Source organism: Ideonella sp., from assembly GCF_041287625.1.
GTDB lineage: Bacteria > Pseudomonadota > Gammaproteobacteria > Burkholderiales > Burkholderiaceae_C > Ideonella.
Genome location: NZ_JBGGNH010000019.1, coordinates 37,487 through 56,528, shown reverse-complemented (window position 1 = coordinate 56,528; position 19,042 = coordinate 37,487). Strand labels below are relative to the sequence as shown.

Here is a 19,042-nt window from a genome sequence, read left to right as displayed (position 1 = left end):
AGCGTCGTTCATGCATGAGGGCTCCAGGTCCGCCGCAAACTCCAACCCGTTCGCACTGAGCCTGTCGAAGTGCCCGCGTCGAGATGTGCGCTGGCTTCGACAGGCTCAGCCCGAACGGTGTGGGGTGTCACGGCCCGGGGAGGCCTCGATGGCGAGTGATTTCAGTCGTACAGAACCGCGGCGATCTTCGGGTCGTTGAGGTTGGTCTTGTCGTACCAGTAGAAACCGGTGTCGATGACCTTGGGCAGCTTCTCGCCCTTCAGCGCCTTGACCGCTGCTTCGACAGTCTTGTAGCCAATGCCCACCGGGTTCTGCGTGATGGATCCGGCGATCAGGCCGTCGCGGATCGCGTCCTTCTGCTGCTTGCCCGAGTCGTAGCCGACGATCACGACCTTGCGCTTCATCTCACGCACCCCATTGGCCACGCCAATGGCCGAACCCTCGTTGGTGCCGAAGATGCCTTTCAGGTTCGGATAGGCCTGCAGGATGGACTTGGCAATCTCGGTGGACTTCAGGTGGTCGCCGCCGCCGTACTGCACGCTGACGACCTTGATGTTCGGGTAGGTGGACTTGATGCGGTCCACGAAACCGTCGCGCCGGTCCACCCCGGTGCGGCTGGTCTGGTCATGGGCGACGACGGCCACCTCGCCGGCCTTGCCGATCAGCTCGGCCATCTTGTCGGCGGCCAGCGAGGCGGCGGCCTTGTTGTCGGTGCTGGCGGTGGTGACCGGGATGTCGCCGGCCACGCCGGAGTCGAAGGCAATGACCGGGATCTTCGCGGCCTGGGCCTTCTTCAGCAGCGGCAGTGCGGCCTGGCTGTCCAGTGCGGCAAAGCCGATGGCGGCCGGCTTCTTGGCCAGGGCGGCAGAGAGCATGTCGATCTGCTTGTCCACCATCGCTTCGGACTCGGGGCCCTCGAAGCTGATCTTGACCTTGTAGTCCTTGCCGGCCTGCTCGGCGCCGCTCTTCACCGCCTGCCAGAACTGGTGCTGGAAGCCTTTCGAGATCAGCGGGATGTAGACCTCCTGGGCGCTGGCGACCCCCGCGAGCGCGAAGCTGGCGGCCATGGCCAGGGCCAGCTGCGAAACAGTTTTCTTCATCATGGTGGTGTCTCCTGTCGTTGTAGGAATCGAAGCGAACGAAAGCCGGAAATGAGGCAGCTCAGCGCGAACGCCGGCGCAGGATGTCGGTATAGACCGCGAGGATGATGATCACGCCGGTGACCACCGTCTGCCATTCCTGGGCCACGTTCATGATGCGCAGGCCGTTGGTCAGCACGCTCATGATGAAAGCGCCGATGATGGTGCCCAGGATGGTGCCGGTGCCGCCGGACAGCGAGGTGCCGCCGATGACGACCGCGGCAATCGCGTCCAGCTCGTAGCCCTGGCCCAGCGCCGGCTGCGCAGAGTTCAGCCGCGAGGCGATCAGCAGTCCGGCCACGCCGCAGATCGCACCGCTGAGCGAATAGACGACGATCTTCCAGAAGTCCACGTTCACGCCGGAGAGCCGCACCGCTTCTTCGTTGCTGCCCAGCGCGAAGGTGTAGCGGCCCAGCATGGTCCTGTTGAGGATCAGGCTGGCGACGATGGCGACGATGAACAGGATCAGCACCGCGTTCGGAATCGGCAGCGCCGGGATCAGCTCGCCGATCAGCGAGTCCTGCGAGATGGCCGAGAAACCTGGCGTGTCGTTGAAGTAGATCGGCTTGGTGCCGGAGATCACCAGCGACAGGCCCTTGAGCAGCATCATCATGCCGAGCGTGGCGATGAAAGGCGGGATCTTCAGCTTGGCGATCAACAGGCCGGAACCGAAGCCGCTCAGCGCGCCGAAGAACAGCGCCGCGGCCACGCCCACCGGCAGCGGCAGGCCGAGGTAGGTCAGGAACACACCGGCCATCACCGCGCAGAAGGTCATCAACGTGCCGACCGACAGGTCGATGCCCGAGGTGATGATGACAAAGGTGCAGGCAATCGCCAGCACGCCGTTGACCGCGGTGGCCTGCAGGATGCTGACCATGTTGTCCACCTGCAGGAAGCTGCCGGAGGCGAAGCTGAAGAAGACCATCAGCGCCAGCAGGCTGGCAAAGGCCAGCAGCTTCTGGCGCGCTGCGGGGCGCAGCCACACGCGGCGGCGTGGCACGGCGGCTTCGGTTGCCGGCAAGGGAGAAGTGGTGATGGGTGGCATGGCAGTCGGTGTTCGTGGCGCCCTCAGGCGGGGGCGGCTTCACGCCGCGTGGCCAGCTGCATGATGCTGGCCTGGGTGGCCTGGGTGGCCTGCTCGGCCGAGAGCTCGCCGGTGATGCGGCCTTCGCACATCACCAGCACCCGGTGCGCCAAGCGCAGCACTTCGGGCAGTTCGGAAGAGATCACGACGATGGCCTTGCCCTGCGCCGCGAGCTGGTTCAGCAGCTTGTAGATCTCGGCCTTGGCACCGACGTCGATGCCGCGCGTGGGCTCGTCGAAGAACAGGATGTCGCAGTCGCGCTGCAGCCATTTGGCAATGACGATCTTCTGCTGGTTGCCACCCGACAGCAGCCGCACCGGCTGCTCGACCGAAGGCGTCTTGATGCCCAGCTGCCGCACATGCTGCTCGGCCGTCTGGCGCAGCGTCGCGTCGTCGACCCATCCTGCGGCCGAGCTGAACTGGCCCATGGACGCCAGCGCGATGTTGGTCGCCACGTCCAGTCCGGTTGCCAGGCCAAAGTGCTTGCGGTCTTCGGACAGGTAGCCGATGCCCAGCGCCACCGCCTGCTGCGGAGAGCGGATGGTGACCGGTTTGCCGCGCACGCGGATCTCGCCCGAGTCCAGCGGGTCGGCTCCGAAGATGGCGCGCGCGACCTCGGTGCGGCCGGCGCCCATCAGCCCGGCAAAGCCGAGGATCTCGCCGGCACGCAGCTCGAACGAAACGTCGCGCACCGCGCGGCCGCGGTTCAGCCCGCGCACCTGGAGCAGCACCTCGTTGCGCGTGGTGTCCGGCAAGTGCTTGGTGAACGCATCGAGCTGGCGGCCGACCATCATGCCGATGATGCTGTCGACGCTGGTCGTGGCCATCGGCGCGGTGGCGATGTACTGGCCGTCGCGCATCACGGTGACGCGGTCGGCGATCTGCTGCAGCTCGCCCATCTTGTGCGAGATGTAGACGATGCCCACGCCTTCGGCCTGCAGCTGCCGGATGATGCGGAACAGGTCCGCCACTTCCTGGTTGTTCAGCGCCGCGGTGGGCTCGTCCATGATCAGCACGCGCGAGTCGAAAGACAGCGCCTTGGCGATCTCCACCATCTGCTGGCGCGCCACCGTCAGCTCGCCGACCGGCGTGCGCGGATCCAGCTTCAGGTTCAGGCGCTGGAACAGCTGCTCGGCCTTGGCGTTCAGCGCGGCCTCGTCCAGCCAGCCGAAGCGGCCGTGCGGCTCGCGGCCGATGAAGATGTTCTGCGCGGCGCTGAGGTGGTTCATCAGGTTCAGCTCCTGGTGCACGATGCCGATGCCCAGCGCCTGCGCGGCGCGCGGGCTTTCGATCTCGACCGCACGGCCATCGACCAGGATCTCGCCAGCGTCGCGCGGGTAGACGCCCGCCAGCACCTTCATCAGCGTGGACTTGCCGGCGCCGTTTTCGCCCATCAGCGCATGCACCTCGCCGGGCAGCAGCTGGAACTGGATGTCCTGCAACGCGCGCACGCCGGCAAACGATTTGCACAGGTTACGGATCTCAACCAACGGCGTCACGACAGCATCTCCTTCACAGGCCGTAGAAACGCTGTGCATTGCGAGACCAGACGTCTGCCTGAGCCTCGGGCAGCAGCTCGGCAATCAACTGCTGGCTGACGCTCACCCAGTCGGCATGTGTGCCCGCCAGCGTCAGCACCGGCCAGTCGCTGCCCCACATCAGGCGCTCGGGGCCGAACAGGGTCAGCAACTCGTGCCACAGCGGGCGCAGTGCGGCCACGGCATCGGCCACAGAGCCACGCTCAGCCGCCGGCAGCTGCGTCATCAGCCCCGAGAACTTGCAGCTGACATTCGGCAGCTGCGCCATCTCGCCCATCAGGCGGCGCCACGGCGCGACCCAACCGGCGTCCCAGCCTTCGGCCAGCGGCGGCTTCGCGGCGTGGTCGATGACCGCGGGCAGCATGGGCCAGTCGCGCAGGAACTGCAGCACAAACGGCAGTTGCAACGGGTGCACCAGCACGTCCAAGCGCAAGCCCAGCGAGACCAGCGCCGCGATGGCTTCGGGCCGCGGCGCGCGGCAGATCCAGTTCGCCTCTGGCAGATCCTGCAGCATCGGCCGCACGCCCTTGAACTTCGGGTGCAAGGCCAGGCGCGACAGCGTTTGCACCGCGTCCGCACGGCTCAGGTCCACCCAGCCGACCACGCCGGCGATGAAGTCGTGCTGCGAGGCCAGGTCCAGCAGGTACTCGGTTTCGGCCACGCTGTCTGCCGCCTGCACCAGCACCGTTTTGCCGACACCGGCCGCCAGCATCAGCGGCTGCAGTTCCTCGGGCAGGAAGTCACGCCGCAACGGCGCCAGCGCCGGCTCGTCGCCTTGCAGCCAGCCATAGTCGCCACGGGCCGGACGCCAGAAATGCTGGTGCGCGTCTGTGCGATTCATACAGCTGGCATGAGGCTCAGATGGAGATGCCGCCGTCCACCATCACCGCTTGGCCGGTGACGAGGCGTGACTCGTCGCTCAGCAGGTAGACGACCTGCGGCGCGATGTCTTCGACCGTGGCCAGCCGGCCCAGCGGCTGCCGCGCAATGAAGTCCTTCTCGGCCTGCACCGGGTCTGCGGCACCGGCGATGCGGCCCCGCAGCGACGGCGTGTCCACCGTCCCAGGGCACAGCGCATTGCAGCGCAGCCCGAACCTGGCGTAGTCCGCCGCGATGGCCTTGCTCATGCCGATCACGGCGGCCTTGGTCGTGCCATAGACAAAGCGGTTCGGCAGGCCTTTGACGGAGGAGGCGACCGAGGCCATGTTGATGATGCTGCCGGCGCTGCCGTCCTGCTTCATCTTCTCCAGCATGCCCGGCAGGAAGGCGCGGACCAGCCGGTAGGCGCCCTTGACGTTCAGGTCGAAGCTGAAGTCCCAGGCGGCTTCATCGCAGTCCAGCACCGTGCCGTGGTGCACGAAGCCGGCGCAGTTGAACAGCCCGTCCAGCGGCGGCAGCGTGGCCGCCAGCGCGGCGACGGCAGCGCTGTCCCGCACGTCCAGCAGGCGCGTGTCGATGCCGGGGCCCTCGGCAGCCAGCGATTCCAGCAGCGCGCCATTGATGTCGGTGGCGAAGACACGCGCACCCTCGGCGGCGCAGGCCAGCGCGCTGGCGCGGCCAATGCCCTGTCCGGCGGCGGTGATCAAGAGGGTCTTGCCCTGCAGTCTGTTGCCCATGAGAACCTCGGCAGATTGTCGGAAGTACGTTCATTGATGAACAATGTGTTCATTGGAGAATGAATGTAGTCATACGATTGCGTTTTGACCTCAGTGCTTACCCCAGCCCCTTCGACCGCCGCACGCCATGAACGACCCCGCCACCGACCGCTACCGTGCCCCCGCCCTGGACAAGGGCCTGGACATCCTCGAACTGCTGGCCGAGCAGCCGCAGGGCATGACCCGCGCCGAGATCGTCAAGGCCATGGGCCGCAGCCCGAGCGAGATCTACCGCATGCTGGAGCGCCTGGTGGTGCGCCACTACGTGACCCGCTCGCAGGAGGGCGACCGCTACGCGCTGAGCCTGAAGCTGTTCGTGCTGGGCCACCGCCACCCGCCCATCGAGCGGCTGGTGACCCGCGCGCTGCCGGCCATGGACGCGTTTGCCAAGGCGGCAGAGCAGTCCTGCCACCTGGGCATCTACGACCGCGGCAACATCAGCGTGGTCGCGCAGGTCAACGGGCCCAGCGCCTGGGGCTTGTCGATCCGCCTGGGCGTGCGCGTGAGCCTGGCGGACACGGGCTCCGGCCACGTGCTGCTGGCCTTCCAGCCCGAAACCCGGCGCGCGCAGATGCTGGCCGAGCACGTGGCGCTGGACGGTGAGGTACCCGTCGGCGCGACCGAGCTGCAAGCCATCCTGGCGCGGGTGCACGAGCAGGGCCACTGGCAGGGCGAGAGCCAGCAGGCCTTTGGCGTGATCGACCTGTCGATGCCCGTCCTGGACTCCCACGGCCACGCGCTGGCGGTGCTGACCTGCCCGTTCATCCGCCGCATCGACCGCCATGTGGGCGCGGACCTGGACACCGTGCGCGGGCTGTTGAAACAGGCCACGCAGGGGCTGTCATTGGCATGAAACGTGGGCACGCCGGTGGCGGCGTACCGCAGATAATCCGCGGCCTCACCTCCTCCGCGGGCCCCGTCCATGTCCCTGCAACGTCGCCAGTTCATCGGCGCCACCGGCGCCACGCTGGCCGCCCTGTCCACCGCTTCGCTGAGCAGCCGCGCCAGCGCGCAGGCCGCTGCGGCCGTCAGCCAGCCGCCGTTTGCGCCGCCGCCGCTGCTGGCGCCGATCCAGGCGCGCACCGACCGCATCGTCGACATCACCGTCTGCACCCGGCCGTTCCGTGCTGCGGGGCCCCGCATCGAAGCGCAGCGCATCGGTCGGCAGACTGTCGTGCACAACTACGGCCACGGCGGCAGCGGCTGGTCGCTGTCCTGGGGCTCGGCCAGGCTCGCGGTGGACCTGGCACTCGCCACGAAGGAAAAGCGCCTCGCGGTGATCGGCTGCGGCGCGATCGGCCTGACCACCGCGCGTGCCGCACAGCGCGTCGGACTGCGGGTGACGATCTACTGCCGTGAGCTGCCGCCGGAGGTGCGCTCGTCCAAGGCCACCGGCGTCTGGTCACCGGACTCGCGCATCTGCGACGAAGCCCACGCCACGCCCGCCTTCCGCCAGCAATGGGAAGCCATGGCGCGGCTGTCGCACCAGACCTACCAGCGCATGATGGGCCTGCCGGGCGATCCGGTGGAATGGCGCGAGGGCTACGTGCTCTCGGACATCCCGTTCGACCAGGGCCTGCCGGACGACGGCACGCCGCCGCTTCACCCCGAGCCCGACTACGCCGAGATGGAAAGCGAGCTGCTGAAGGACCTGCACCCACGCTCGGTCGCGCTCACGCCGGACCAGCATCCGTTCCCGGTCCCCTTCGCGCGCCGCTACACGCAGATGGTTTTCAACCTGCCGGCCTACAGCCAGATGCTGATGGACGAGTTCATGCGCGACGGCGGCGAGTTCCAGCACCGCGAGTTCGAAAGCCCGCGCCAGTTCGCCGCGCTGAAGGAACGCACGCTGGTCAACGCCACCGGCTACGGCGCGCGCCAGCTGCTGGGCGACAACAGCCTGGTGCCGGTGCGCGGCCAGATCGCACGCCTGGTGCAGCAGCCGGAGGTGCGCTATGGCCTGAACTGGCGCGGCCACAACTTGAATGTCGTCTCGCGCCGCGACGGGCTCCTGGTGCAGGCCGGCGTGGACGGCGACTTCGACAACGAGGACACCACGCCGGACCGCGCCGTGGCCGAAGCCGCGGTGCAGCGGCTGGCGATGCTGTTCGCGAGGGCCTGACGCCATGGAAGCGCTCCACGACAAACCCCGGCTCGAAGGCATCACGCTGCGCCAAGCCAGCCTGGCCGACCTGGACCTCGTCTGCGACCTGGCGCAGGAGCTGAACGTGATCCACCACCAGGCCTGGCCGGACGTGTTTGCGCCGCCGGCCTCGCCCTCGCGCGACCGCCTGCACTGGCAGGACAGCATGCTGGGCGCGGACCGGGCCATCTTCGTGGTGGAAGACGCCTTCGGCCAGTCGCTGGGCTTCATCGCGCTGTCGCTGATCGAGGAACGCCACAGCCTGCTGCAGCCGATGCGCTACGGCCGCGTCAACTCGGTCTGCGTCTGCCCCGAGGCGCGTGGCATGGGCCTGGGCCGGGCGATGATGGCGCAGGCCGATGACTGGGCCCGCGAGCACCGCGCCACCGACATGCGCCTGGTCGTCTGGGCCTTCAACGAACAGGCTCGCAAGCTTTACGAAGAGCTGGGCTACGAAGTGCTGTCGCACACGATGGGCAAGCGGCTGAGCTGAGGTTTCAACGCTGCAATCTTTCGTTGCAGCGCGAGGCATCAAACGTTACGTGCAGCACCCTGGGCAGCTCGAGAATTTGGCAAAGCCGCTGCGCGGCGCCACTGCCATTCGACATGCCCTCACCCGCCTCCCCACCCGCTCCCAAACGCACCAACCCCGCCAAGGTCAAACGTGCCGCCGCCCATCCGCACCGGCCGGGCCAGGCCTGCCAAGCCGCGCCGGGCGAATACATCCCGGTCGTGAACCGCGCCAAGTGCGAGGGCAAGGGCGACTGCGTGGAGGTCTGCCCGTACAACGTGTTCGACGTGACCACCATCGCACCAGCGGACTTCCAGGCCCTCGGCTTCATGGCCCGGCTGAAGGTGCGCGTGCACGGCATGCAGACGGCCTACACACCACGCCAGGACGCATGCCTCGCCTGCGGCCTGTGCGTGGTGGCCTGCCCTGAACGGGCGATTCAGCTGGTGCAGACCATTGCCTGAGCCAGAGCTCGCTCAGGCCTTTTTCTTCAACTTCGCCAGCGCGTCCTTGTAGCTCAGGTCGAAGTTGGCGATCAGGTTGTCCAGCAGGCGCAGGTTGAGCTGGTTGGGCATGAAGTCCGCGGCGCCTTCGGCGACCTTATCCCGGTGCGCGATCAGCGCGGCCTTGTCGCGTTGCCAGAAGGCGATGGAGGCCAGCGCGTAGTCGTTCCATCGCATGGGATTGGCCGCGAAGTCTTCGCTGGGCTTGAGGGTTTGGCGCGCGGCGGCGATGGCTTCGGCGTACTGCCCGTCCTGCGCGCGAGATTGGGCCAAGTGCCATGGGAGCACCGGGTGCACCAGCCCGTTCGCTGCGATGTAGCGCTCGATCAGGTCACCGGCCTCTTTGTGGCAACCGGCCTCGGACAGGGCACGAAAGCCTTGGCCATCGGTCTGGTCGAAGGCCTGGAATGGCAATGCCAGGTCGGTCGCGAGGCGGGCCTGCAACTGCGCCTCGCAGGTCTCGGCGGCGTGGCTGACGGTGCTGGCAAGCAGCAGTGCAGCAAGGGACAGCGGGCGGATGGAGAAACGCAGGCGCATGGGCTGTTGAAGGGGCAGTAGAGGAAGCGGCATGCTATCGGCACGCCAGTGCCGAAGTGCCGCCACCATTGAAAAAGCCGCCGGCTTGCGCGGGCGGCTTTGCAGAGACTGTGGCCGAGACCGCAGGCGTTTACTTCGCGCCCGGCACCTTGCCTTCGACGCCCTTGACGTAGACGTTCAGGCCGCCGAGGAACTTGTCGTCGCTGGCTTCGTCCTTCTTGCGGATTTCCTTGCCGGTGTTGTCCACCAGCGGGCCTTTGAAGATGTCGACGCTGCCGTCGGCCAGGCCGGCCTTGGTCTTGGCGACCAGTTCCTTCACGTCGGCCGGCACCTGGTCGCTGATCGCGACGATGTCGTTGGCGCCTTCCTTGACACCCCACCAGGTCGCCGTGCTGCCCTTCCAGCTGCCGTCCAGCGTCTCCTGGACAGCCTTCTTGTAGTAAGGCGTCCAGTTGATGATGGCCGAGGCGAGGTGGGCGGTCGGTGCGAACTTGGACATGTCGCTGTCCCAGCCGAAGGCGAACTTCTTGTTCTTCTCGGCGGTCTGCAGCACGGCCGTGGAGTCGGTGTTCTGCAGCAGCACGTCGGCGCCGCCGTTGATCAGCGACTGCGCGGCTTCGGTTTCCTTGGGGGGATCGAACCAGCTGTTGACCCAGACCACCTTGGTCTTGATCTTCGGGTTCACGCTCAGGGCGCCCAGGGTGTAGGCGTCGATGTTGCGGATGACTTCAGGCACCGGAATGGAGCCGACCACGCCCAGCACGTTGGACTTGCTCATCTTGCCGGCGATGATGCCGGCCATGTAGGCGCCCATGTAGCTGCGGCTGTCGTAGCTGCGCAGGTTGGCGCTCTGCTTGAAGCCGGTGGCGTGTTCGAACTTCGCATCCGGGAAGTCGGCCGCGACCTTCAGCATCGGCTCCATGTAGCCGAAGCTGGTGCCGAAGATCAGCTTGTTGCCTTGCGTGGCCATGTCGCGGAAAACGCGTTCCGCGTCGGCCGACTCGGGCACGTTCTCGACGAAGCTGGTCTGGATCTTGTCGCCGAATTCGGCTTCGATGGCCTTGCGCGCGGTGTCGTGCGCATAGGTCCAGCCGTGGTCACCGGCCGGGCCGAGGTAGGCGAAGGCAATCTTCAGCGGCTCGGGCTTGGCGGGGGCCGGTGCAGCAGCCGAAGCCGGCTCGGCAGCCGCAGGCGGCGGCGTTTCTTCCTTCTTGCCGCAGCCGACCAGGGCCGCAGCAGCGGCAAGGGTCGTCCAGCTGGACAGCTGGAGCAGCGAACGCTTGGTCATCAGGGTCATGGGCGCTTCTCTCTTGAAGTGGGTTGCCAGGGAAGAAAAGGTCCGACTAGGAGCCGGGGAAAAACGGTTTGCCGAGCGAGGCGGGCATGTTGGCGCGCACCCAGTTCGCATTGCTGGAGATCAGCACCAGCACGACCACGGTCGACAGGTAGGGCAGCATGCCGAGGAACTGCACGGGAATGTGCACGCCGTTGCCCTGCAGGTAGAACTGCAGCATCGTCACGCCGCCAAACAGGTAGGCACCGAGCAACACCCGTGCCGGGCGCCAGGTGGCGAAGGTCGTGAGCGCCAGCGCGATCCAGCCTTTGCCGGCAATCATGCCTTCGACCCACAGCGGCGTGTAGATGACCGAGATGTAGGCACCCGCCAGCCCGCACATCGCGCCGCCCACGGCCACCGCCGCCAGCCGGATGCGGCGCACCGGGTAGCCCAGCGCGTGCGCCGACTCGGGCGACTCGCCCACCGCGCGCAGCACCAGGCCGGCCCGGGTGCGGTAGAGGAACCAGGCCAACAGCGCGGTCAGCACGATGGCGATGTAGACCATCGGATGCTGGCGGAACAGCGCCGGGCCGACAAACGGCAGGTCGCCCAGCACCGGGATGCTGAACTGCGGCTGCTCGCCCAGCTTTTCCTGCACATAGCGGATGCCCAGGAAGGCCGAGAAGCCGCCGCCGAACAGGCTCAGCGCGAGGCCGGTCGCCACCTGGTTGGTGTTGAGCCAGATCACCAGCAGGCCGAACAGTGCAGCCAGCACCGCGCCGGACAGCATGCCGGCGCCGAAGCCCAGCCAGCTGCTGCCGGTGTGCACCGTGGTCGCGAAGCCGGCGATGGCGGCCACCAGCATCAGGCCCTCGGCGCCGAGGTTGATGACGCCTGCACGTTCGTTGATCAACAGTCCAATGCCGGCGATGGCCAATGCGGTGCCCGCGTTCAACGTGGCAGCCAGGAGGAGTGCAAGGCCGTCCATCTCATGCCTCCTTGGTGACTGCAGCGGCGCCGCGCGGTGCCGGCGTCGGATGGGGCGCGGGATGGTGCGAGCGCAGGCGGTAGAAGATCAGCGTGTCGCAGGCCAGCAGCGAAAACAGCAGCAGGCCCTGGAACACGCCGGTCAGTGCCTTGGGCAGGCCCAGGCGCGACTGCGCCAGCTCGCCGCCGATGTAGAACATGCTCATCAGGATGCCCGAGAAGATGATGCCCACCGGGTGCAGCCGGCCCACATACGCGACGATGATGGCCGCAAAGCCGTAACCGGCCGGCACATACGGCGTGAGCTGGCCCAGCGGGCCGGCGGCTTCCAGCGCACCGGCCAGGCCCGCCATGCCACCGGAAATGAGCAGCGCCAGCCACAGCGCGCCGCGCGACGAGAAGCCGGCGTACTTGGCCGCAGCGGGCGCGAGGCCACCGACCTGCAGCGCAAAGCCGCGGTAGGTGCGGAACAGGAAGACCCAGAACCCCGCCACGGCGACCAGCGCCACCACGACGCCGATGTTGGCGCGCAGGCCCTGCACCAGGCGCGGGATCTTGGTCTGCGCAAGGAAGGTGATGGTCTGCGGGAAGTTGTGGCCTTCCGGGTCCTGCCAGGGACCGTTGACCAGCCAGCCCAGCAGCAGGTCCGCCACGTAGACCAGCATCAGGCTGACCAGGATCTCGTTGGCACTGAAGCGGTCCCGCAGCAGCGCCACGATGGCGGCCCAGAACATGCCGGCCAGCACGCCGGCCGCGAGGATGGGCACGACGTAGAAGTGGCCCATCCATTCGGTGCCGGCACCCGCCTGCATGGCGACCCAGCCGCCGCCCAGCGCGCCGAAGATGTACTGGCCCTCGGCACCGATGTTCCAGACGTTGGAGCGGTAGCAGACCGACAGGCCCAGCGCGATCAGGATCAGCGGCGTGGCCTTGACCGACAGCTCGGCCACGCCATAGAGGTTCTTCACCGGCTCGACGAAAAACATCTGCAGCCCGCGCAGCGGATCTTTGCCCAGCAGCACGAACAGGCCCACACCAATCACCACAGTGATGACCAGCGCCAGCAGCGGGCTGGCAAAGGACATCAGCTTCGACGGCTGCGGCCGGGCTTCAAGCTTCAGCATGGCGAGTCTCCTTGACATGCTTGTCCGCCGAGGTCCACAACCCGCTCATCCATTCGCCGATCTGCTCGATGGTCGCCTGCGCGACGGGCACCGGAGGCGACATGCGGCCCTGGGCGATGACGATCAACCGGTCGCTGATCTCGAACAATTCGTCCAGCTCCTCGCTGACGATCAGCAGCGCGCAACCCGCGTCGCGCAGCTTCAGCAGCTCGCCGCGGATCAGCGCCGCGGCGCCCACGTCCACACCCCAGGTCGGCTGGCTGACGATGAGCAGCTTCGGGCCGGCGTCGATCTCTCGGCCGACGATGAATTTCTGCAGGTTGCCGCCCGACAGGCTCTTGGCCGCAGCACCCGGGCCGCCGGCCTTGACGTTGAAACGGGCGATGATGTTTTCGGCCAGCTGGCGCACCCTGTCGGTCGCGATCCAGCCGCTTTTGGACACTGCTTCGGTGCGCGTGAGCAGCGTGTTCTGCGCCAGGCTCAGCGTGGGCACCGCGCCGCGGCCCAGGCGTTCCTCGGGCACGAAGTGCAGGCCTTCATGCCTGCGCTTGCGCGGCGAATGGCCGGCAATGTCCTTGCCGAACAGCGTGATGCTGCCGGCCGGCGCGCGTGTGTCTTCGCCCGACAGCGCGGCCATCAATTCCTGCTGGCCGTTGCCCGAGACACCGGCCACGCCGACGATCTCGCCGGCCTTCACGTCGAACGCGATGTCCTTCAGCGTGGTGCCAAACGGGTCCCGCTGCGGCAGCGACAAGCCCTTGACCGCCATCACCACGTTGCCGGCGGCACGCGTCTCATGGCGCAGCTGCGGCGGCTCGGCGCCGATCATCAGGCGCGACAGGCTGGCATTGGTTTCCTGCGTCGGGTCGACCTCGCCGGTGACCTTGCCGCCGCGCAGCACGGTGCAGTGGTGGCACAAGGCCCGGATCTCGTCGAGCTTGTGGCTGATGTAGAGGATGCTGGTGCCGTTGGCACTCAGCTGGCGCAGCGTGACAAACAGTTTCTCGACCGCCTGCGGCGTCAGCACCGAAGTGGGCTCGTCGAGGATCAGCAGCTGCGGGTTGGTCAGCAGCGCACGCACGATCTCCACGCGCTGGCGCTCGCCGACCGACAGCGAATGCACCGGCCGCAGCGGGTCCACGTCCAGGCCGTAGGTGCGCGCGACTTGGCCGATGCGCTCGGTGACCTCGGGCAGCGCCATCGCCTTGTCCAGCCCCAGCCAGACGTTCTCGGCGGCCGTCAGCGTGTCGAACAGCGAGAAGTGCTGGTAGACCATGCTGATGCCCAGCGCACGCGCCTGGGCCGGGCTGGCGACCTGCACCTCGCGGCCGTTCCATTGCATCTGGCCGGCGTCGGGCTGGGTGGCGCCGTAGATGATCTTCATCAGCGTGGACTTGCCCGCGCCGTTTTCACCCAGCACCGCATGGATCTGCCCAGGCGCCACCTTCAGGTGGATGCCGTCGTTCGCCCGCACCGCGGGGTACTGCTTGGTGATGCCGGTGAGTTCGAGTCGAAGCATGATGAAGACGCCTGAGCCAGAAACGGGCCAGGGAACCGAAAACCGGTCCCGGCCCGTGGGCGATCAGAAATGGTATTCCGCGCGGATCATCGGCGTCTTCGCGAAGGCGCCGTCACCGGCAGCGCCCTTGTACGAGTTGCCGAACTTGTTCTTCCAATACTGGTACTCGACACCAACCTTGAACTTGCCCGGTGCGCCCATCAGCGTGCCGGCGTCGTACATGATCTGCGCGTCGATGTTGGTCTCGGGTGCAGTTTCGCCGCCAAATTCATTCTTGCCCTTGCCGGCAATGAAATTTGCGAAACCTTCGAAGGTCAGCGGCACGCCCTTGGCCAGCGGAATGCTCCACGCTGCCGTCAGCATCGGGTGGGCATCGTAGCTGTAGCGCGACACGCCGCTGCGGGTGAATTCGTTGTACGGCGCGTTGCTTTCCCAGAGTTCGAGCAAGCTCACGTTCAGGAAGCCCGGCACGTCGAACATCATCGTCGGGCCAGCCACCAGCATGCGCTTCCTGGAGTTGTAGCCGGCGTCGTCCTTGACGTTGACGTCGAAGCCCGCCGTCAGCCCCAGGTTGCGGATCACGCCCCAGGACAGCTTGCTGCCGCTGAGCTTGGACAGGTCCAGCGTGTGGCGGTAGACGATGTAGGCCTCGGTCGCGCCATTGCTGGAGCCGGGGCTGGACGGGTCGGACTTGTCCGAGACCAGGAAGTCGGCGTTGAAGAAGTTCGTGCCGTAGCTGTAACCGCTGGCGTGGTTCAGGTCGATGATGCTTTTGTGGATGGTGTTCTCGCCAAAGGGCTCGGCGAACTTGCTGCCGTAGCGGTAGCCGATCGAGGTGTCACTCCAGTCGGCGGCCCGGGCGCCAACGGTGGCCAGCGCCAGCAGCGCAGCAAGGGCCAGGCGGGAAGTCGAGAACTGCATGGTGGGTTCCTGTCTTGTCAGTGAGAGGGAAGGTGAAAACGGGGAGTGAAAACCGGGGTTCAAACGGGCGGGGACTGTGGCCACTGGCCCCCGGATCGCAGAGGCCGCGTCAGTCACCCAACCCGCTGAAGGGCAATGAGTATGCGCAGGTGTATACAAACGCAAGGACCATGCCGCGCTGCTTGCCTCACCGCTCCTCGTTTTGCGGTGCCTCAAACGCCGCGCATCAACCCCGCCGCCAGCGGGGCTGCCCAGCGACATAGGCTGCCGCCAAGTTGCGGTCGTCGGCCTGGGTCATCCAGGCGAACACCCGCGCGTGCAGGCTTTGTGCAGGCAAAGGCACCACTTCGCCGCGTGCCACCGCATCGCGGTGCACCGCAACCGGGCCCACCGCCCAATCCCAGATCGCCAGGTCCGCCATGCGCCCGGGCTCGAAGCTGCCAATCTCTTCTTCCAGCCCCAGCGCCAGCGCCGCACCGCGCGTAGCGGCATGCAGCGCCGCCCAGGCCGTGAGCCGGGTGCCGCGCAGCGCCTGCACCTTGTAGCCCTCAGCCAGCGTGCGCAGCATCGACAAACTGGTGCCGCCGCCCACGTCGCTGGCCATGGACACGCCATGCCCCACATCCACCGCGGCCTGCCAGTCGAACAGGCCGCTGCCGAGGAACAGATTGCTGCTCGGACAAAAGGCAATGTGGGCACCGGTGTCGCGCAGCAATGCGCGGTCGGTGTCGTCCAGCCAGATGCCATGCGCCAGCACGGCGCGCGGCGTCAGCAAGCCCACCTGGTCATAGACATCCAGGTAGCTGCGCGCCTCCGGGAACAGCTCGGCGACCCAGCGCACTTCCTCGGTGTTTTCGGCCACGTGGGTCTGCATGTAGAGGCTGGGGTCGGCGCGCATCAGTTCGCCGGCCATCGCCAATTGTTCGGGCGTGCTGGTGATCGCAAAGCGCACCGTCAGCGCATAGCTGTTGCGGCCCTGGCCGTGCCAGCGCTGGATCAAGGCTTCACAGTCGCGCCGGGCACCCTCCACATCGTCACTCAGTCCTGCCGGCGCATGGCGGTCCATCAGCACCTTGCCGCTGATGATGCGCATCTGCCGCGCACTCGCGGCCTCGAACAATGCGTCCACCGAGACCGGGTGCACCGTGGGGAAAACCACCGCCGCCGTGGTGCCGTTGGCCAGCAAGGCGTCGAGGAACAGCTCGGCGCCGACGCGTGCGACTTGCGGATCCGCAAAGCGCTGCTCGGCCGGGAAGGTGTAGGTCTTGAGCCAGTCCAGCAGCGTGGCGCCATAGCTGGCAATCACGTCCAGCTGCGGGCAGTGCACGTGGGTGTCAATGAAGCCCGGCAGGATCAGCCGACCGGCGTGCAGCTCGCGTTGCCAGCTGCCGTCCGGCGCCTCAGGCTGCGCGCCAACGATGCGGCCGCCTTCGACCAGCAGCCAGTGGTCCGGCCGGAAACGCACGTCGGCACAGGCCTCTTCGCCAAGCGCGGGTGCGCCGGTGAAGTCCAGCAGGTCGCCGTGCAGCGCCAGCCTTTGAGGGACGCTCATGCGCGGCTCCGTGAGGGGTTGTCTTCGCCGGCCAGTGCGCGGGCGGTGTCGCGCACCTGCTCGCGCAGCCAGCGCTGCGCGGCAGACGCATGCGTGCGGTCGTGCCAGAGTTGGTAATAAGCCATGGCGGGAAAGGCCACCGGGCAGCGCACGATGCGCAGCGGCAGCTGACTGATGTATCGCTCGCAGAACTGCCGGCCCGTCGTCAGCACCAAGCGACTCGCGGCCACCATCGCCGGCGCCAGGCTGAAGTGCGCGCAGCGCACCGTGACGCGGCGCGACAGCCCTTGCAGCGCCAGGAAATCGTCGATCACGCCGCGCGCGCCGGGGTGCAGCGGCGTCGGTGCGATGTGGTCGCTGTCCAGGTAGCGCGCGGCCGTCCAGCTGCGCGGGCTCTTCGCGGCCGGGTGCTCCGCGGCCACCAGGCAGACCACCTCGTCGGACATCAGCCGGCCCAGGTGCAATTCCTCCGGCGGCTGCAGCCAGTTGCCCACCACCAGGTCCACCTCACCGGAGGCCAGCTTGCGGCGGTAGTCGGAGTCGGCAGACAGCGGATGCAAGGCGACTTGCAGCCGCGGCGCGAGCTGCTGCAGCGTGCCGACAAGGCGCGGCAGGAACAGCGGGTCCAGGTAATCGGACGCGGCCAGGTTGACCACGCCATCGGCGGTGGCCGGATCGAAGCCGCGGCCGACGCGGGCCGAGCCGAACAAGGTGTCGGCCTCCTTCAGCAGCCGCTCGGCCGGGCCAACCAGCGCCAGCGCCGCTTCGGTGGGCACCAGCCCGGTGCCGGCACGCACCAGCAAGGCGTCGCCCGTCAGCACCCGCAGGCGCTTGAGCTGGGCGCTGACCTGGGGCTGGGTGCTGCCCAGGCGCAGGGCGGCGCGCGAAACGCTGCGGTCGGTGATCACGGTGTGCAGGACCTTCACGAGATGAAGGTCGATGTTGGCGAAATCCGGCGGCCGCGTCATACGGCACAACATATGCAACTCATGGGCCAGATCGTATTCAAACTGCGCCGCGCCGGCGTAAGGTCTTGCGCCAGATGACTGCCGAAACTTCAAACTCCGCGCCACTGCGCTTTGTCTTCCGCGGCCAGCCGGTCAGCGTGACCGGCGCGCCCGCCACGCGCAGCGTCCTGCAGTGGCTGCGCGAAGACGCCCAGGCCTGCGGCACCAAGGAAGGTTGCGCCGAGGGCGACTGCGGCGCCTGCACGGTGCTGGTTGCCGAACTGGCCGAAACCGTGCCGGCCGGCAGCCGCGCCGTCCTCAGCGAAGGCCTGGCGATCCGCCCGGTCAACGCCTGCATACGCTTCCTGCCCACGCTGCATGGCAAGGCGCTGCTGACGGTGGAAGACCTGGCGCAGGCCGACGGCACGCTGCACCCGGCACAACAGGCGATGCTGGACCACCACGGCTCGCAGTGCGGCTTCTGCACGCCGGGCTTCGTGATGACCCTCTCGGCCGAGCACGAACGCCAGGCCTGCAAGAACATGAGCCAAGGCCCCTGCCCTGGCCGTGTCGAGCTGGCCGACGCGCTCTCCGGCAACCTGTGCCGCTGCACCGGCTACAGGCCCATCCTGGACGCTGCGCAGGCGATGCTCGCGCAGCCCACGCCGCGCCTGCCGTTGGCTGGTTTGCGCGAGCAACTGCTGGCCTTGCAGGCAGCACCCGCGGCGCCGCACAGCCCCCGCACGCTGACCGAGCTGGCCACGCTGCGCGCCGACAAACCCGCCGCACGGCTGGTGGCCGGCGCGACCGACGTGGGCCTGTGGGTCACCAAGCAGATGCGCGACCTGGGCGAGCTGATCTTCCTGGGCGACGTGGCCGAGCTGCGGCGCATCGAAGAAGACGCGGGCGGACTGCGCATTGGCGCGGCCGTCACGCTGGAAGACGGCTGGGCGGCGCTGGTGGCACGCTGGCCGTCGCTCTCCGAAATGTTCCGCCGCTTCGCCGGCCCGCCGGTGCGCCATGCCGGCACGCTGGTGGGCAACCTGGCCAACGGCTCGCCAATTGGCGACGCGCCGCCGGCGCTGATGGCCTTGGGCGCCACCCTGCGGCTGCGCCGTGGCGAGGCCACGCGCGAGCTGCCGCTGCAGGCCTTCTACCTGGACTACATGAAGAACCAGCTGCAGCCCGGCGAGTTCGTCGAGTCCGTGCAGGTGCCGTTCACCACGCTGCAGCTTGGCTGGCAGGTGCAGGCGCACAAGCTGTCCAAACGTTTCGACTGCGACATCTCGGCCGTCAGCGCAGGTTTTGCGCTGCGACTGGACGGCGAGACCGTGGCCGAAGCGCACCTGGCTTTTGGAGGCATGGCGGCCACGGTGCGCCGCGCCGCGGCGGTCGAGGCTGCCATCGTCGGCCAGCCCTGGACCGAACCCACGCTGCGCGCCGCGCAGGCCGCACTGGCCAAGGACTTCACGCCACTCACCGACCTGCGCGCCAGCGCTGACTACCGCCGCCTCGGCGCTGCCAGGCTGCTGGAGCGGCTGTGGCTGAGCACACGGCCAGCCGACCCGGTAGCAGTCGACCAACTGCGCGTCTGGGCCTGAGGAGC

General features: G+C 67.7%; 18 protein-coding genes. 5 read left to right on the top strand and 13 right to left on the bottom strand.

Annotation, left to right across the window (positions count from 1 at the left end; genetic code table 11):
• Positions 1–161: 161 nt before the first annotated feature.
• From ACAH41_RS07500 to ACAH41_RS07480, 5 genes are all read right to left on the bottom strand, one after another.
• Positions 162–1,067 carry an ABC transporter substrate-binding protein gene (locus ACAH41_RS07500; protein WP_325649426.1) on the bottom strand — a complete coding sequence of 302 codons (906 nt, stop codon included), beginning with the start codon at positions 1,065–1,067 and terminating at the stop codon, positions 162–164.
• A gap of 94 nt (positions 1,068–1,161) precedes the next feature.
• Positions 1,162–2,184: an ABC transporter permease gene (locus tag ACAH41_RS07495; protein ID WP_325649251.1), complete on the bottom strand. Its 1,023-nt coding sequence runs from the start codon at positions 2,182–2,184 to the stop codon at positions 1,162–1,164.
• Positions 2,185–2,207: 23 nt separating this feature from the next.
• The gene (locus ACAH41_RS07490) at positions 2,208–3,761 is read right to left on the bottom strand and encodes a sugar ABC transporter ATP-binding protein (RefSeq protein WP_325649250.1); all 1,554 of its coding nucleotides are present in this window, start codon (positions 3,759–3,761) and stop codon (positions 2,208–2,210) included.
• On the bottom strand, positions 3,736–4,602 hold the full coding sequence (locus ACAH41_RS07485; protein ID WP_325649248.1) for an amidohydrolase family protein: 867 nt from the start codon (positions 4,600–4,602) through the stop codon (positions 3,736–3,738). Before ACAH41_RS07485 ends, ACAH41_RS07490 begins: the two co-directional genes overlap by 26 nt.
• A 16-nt stretch (positions 4,603–4,618) precedes the next feature.
• Positions 4,619–5,377 (bottom strand): SDR family oxidoreductase, encoded by a 759-nt coding sequence (locus ACAH41_RS07480; protein WP_325649246.1) that lies wholly within the window; start codon positions 5,375–5,377, stop codon positions 4,619–4,621.
• Between the two features lie 127 nt (positions 5,378–5,504).
• Between ACAH41_RS07480 and ACAH41_RS07475 the strand changes: the two genes are divergently transcribed.
• From ACAH41_RS07475 to ACAH41_RS07460, 4 genes are all read left to right on the top strand, one after another.
• Positions 5,505–6,269: an IclR family transcriptional regulator gene (locus ACAH41_RS07475; protein WP_325649245.1), complete on the top strand. Its 765-nt coding sequence runs from the start codon at positions 5,505–5,507 to the stop codon at positions 6,267–6,269.
• Positions 6,270–6,338: 69 nt separating this feature from the next.
• On the top strand, positions 6,339–7,538 hold the full coding sequence (locus ACAH41_RS07470) for an FAD-dependent oxidoreductase (RefSeq protein ID WP_325649244.1): 1,200 nt from the start codon (positions 6,339–6,341) through the stop codon (positions 7,536–7,538).
• Positions 7,539–7,542: 4 nt separating this feature from the next.
• Positions 7,543–8,052, top strand: coding sequence for a GNAT family N-acetyltransferase (locus tag ACAH41_RS07465; RefSeq protein ID WP_325649243.1), 510 nt, complete (start codon positions 7,543–7,545; stop codon positions 8,050–8,052).
• A 113-nt stretch (positions 8,053–8,165) separates the two neighbouring features.
• Positions 8,166–8,534, top strand: a complete 369-nt coding sequence (locus tag ACAH41_RS07460; RefSeq protein WP_325649241.1) for a 4Fe-4S binding protein — start codon at positions 8,166–8,168, stop codon at positions 8,532–8,534.
• Between the two features lie 12 nt (positions 8,535–8,546).
• Here ACAH41_RS07460 and ACAH41_RS07455 read toward each other — a convergent pair whose 3' ends face one another.
• The 8 genes from ACAH41_RS07455 to ACAH41_RS07420 all read right to left on the bottom strand — a co-directional run bounded on the left by ACAH41_RS07455 (position 8,547) and on the right by ACAH41_RS07420 (position 17,469).
• Positions 8,547–9,110: a hypothetical protein gene (locus ACAH41_RS07455; RefSeq protein WP_325649239.1), complete on the bottom strand. Its 564-nt coding sequence runs from the start codon at positions 9,108–9,110 to the stop codon at positions 8,547–8,549.
• A 130-nt stretch (positions 9,111–9,240) separates the two neighbouring features.
• Positions 9,241–10,407 (bottom strand): BMP family ABC transporter substrate-binding protein, encoded by a 1,167-nt coding sequence (locus tag ACAH41_RS07450; RefSeq protein WP_325649237.1) that lies wholly within the window; start codon positions 10,405–10,407, stop codon positions 9,241–9,243.
• Positions 10,408–10,453: 46 nt separating this feature from the next.
• The gene (locus ACAH41_RS07445; protein ID WP_325649235.1) at positions 10,454–11,374 is read right to left on the bottom strand and encodes an ABC transporter permease; all 921 of its coding nucleotides are present in this window, start codon (positions 11,372–11,374) and stop codon (positions 10,454–10,456) included.
• A 1-nt stretch (position 11,375) separates the two neighbouring features.
• Positions 11,376–12,497, bottom strand: coding sequence for an ABC transporter permease (locus ACAH41_RS07440; RefSeq protein WP_325649233.1), 1,122 nt, complete (start codon positions 12,495–12,497; stop codon positions 11,376–11,378).
• Positions 12,484–14,016: an ABC transporter ATP-binding protein gene (locus tag ACAH41_RS07435; protein ID WP_325649231.1), complete on the bottom strand. Its 1,533-nt coding sequence runs from the start codon at positions 14,014–14,016 to the stop codon at positions 12,484–12,486. Before ACAH41_RS07435 ends, ACAH41_RS07440 begins: the two co-directional genes overlap by 14 nt.
• Positions 14,017–14,079: 63 nt before the next feature.
• Complete coding sequence (locus ACAH41_RS07430) at positions 14,080–14,937, bottom strand: outer envelope protein (RefSeq protein WP_325649229.1); 858 nt, start codon at positions 14,935–14,937, stop codon at positions 14,080–14,082.
• Positions 14,938–15,163: 226 nt separating this feature from the next.
• The gene (gene guaD / locus ACAH41_RS07425; protein WP_325649227.1) at positions 15,164–16,489 is read right to left on the bottom strand and encodes a guanine deaminase; all 1,326 of its coding nucleotides are present in this window, start codon (positions 16,487–16,489) and stop codon (positions 15,164–15,166) included.
• On the bottom strand, positions 16,486–17,469 hold the full coding sequence (locus ACAH41_RS07420) for a LysR family transcriptional regulator (RefSeq protein ID WP_370538238.1): 984 nt from the start codon (positions 17,467–17,469) through the stop codon (positions 16,486–16,488). The genes guaD and ACAH41_RS07420 overlap by 4 nt, the downstream gene beginning before the upstream one ends.
• A 62-nt stretch (positions 17,470–17,531) precedes the next feature.
• On the opposite strand from ACAH41_RS07420, the gene xdhA reads away from it, so the two are divergent.
• Positions 17,532–19,037 carry a xanthine dehydrogenase small subunit gene (xdhA, locus tag ACAH41_RS07415; protein ID WP_325649223.1) on the top strand — a complete coding sequence of 502 codons (1,506 nt, stop codon included), beginning with the start codon at positions 17,532–17,534 and terminating at the stop codon, positions 19,035–19,037.
• Positions 19,038–19,042: the final 5 nt, after the last annotated feature.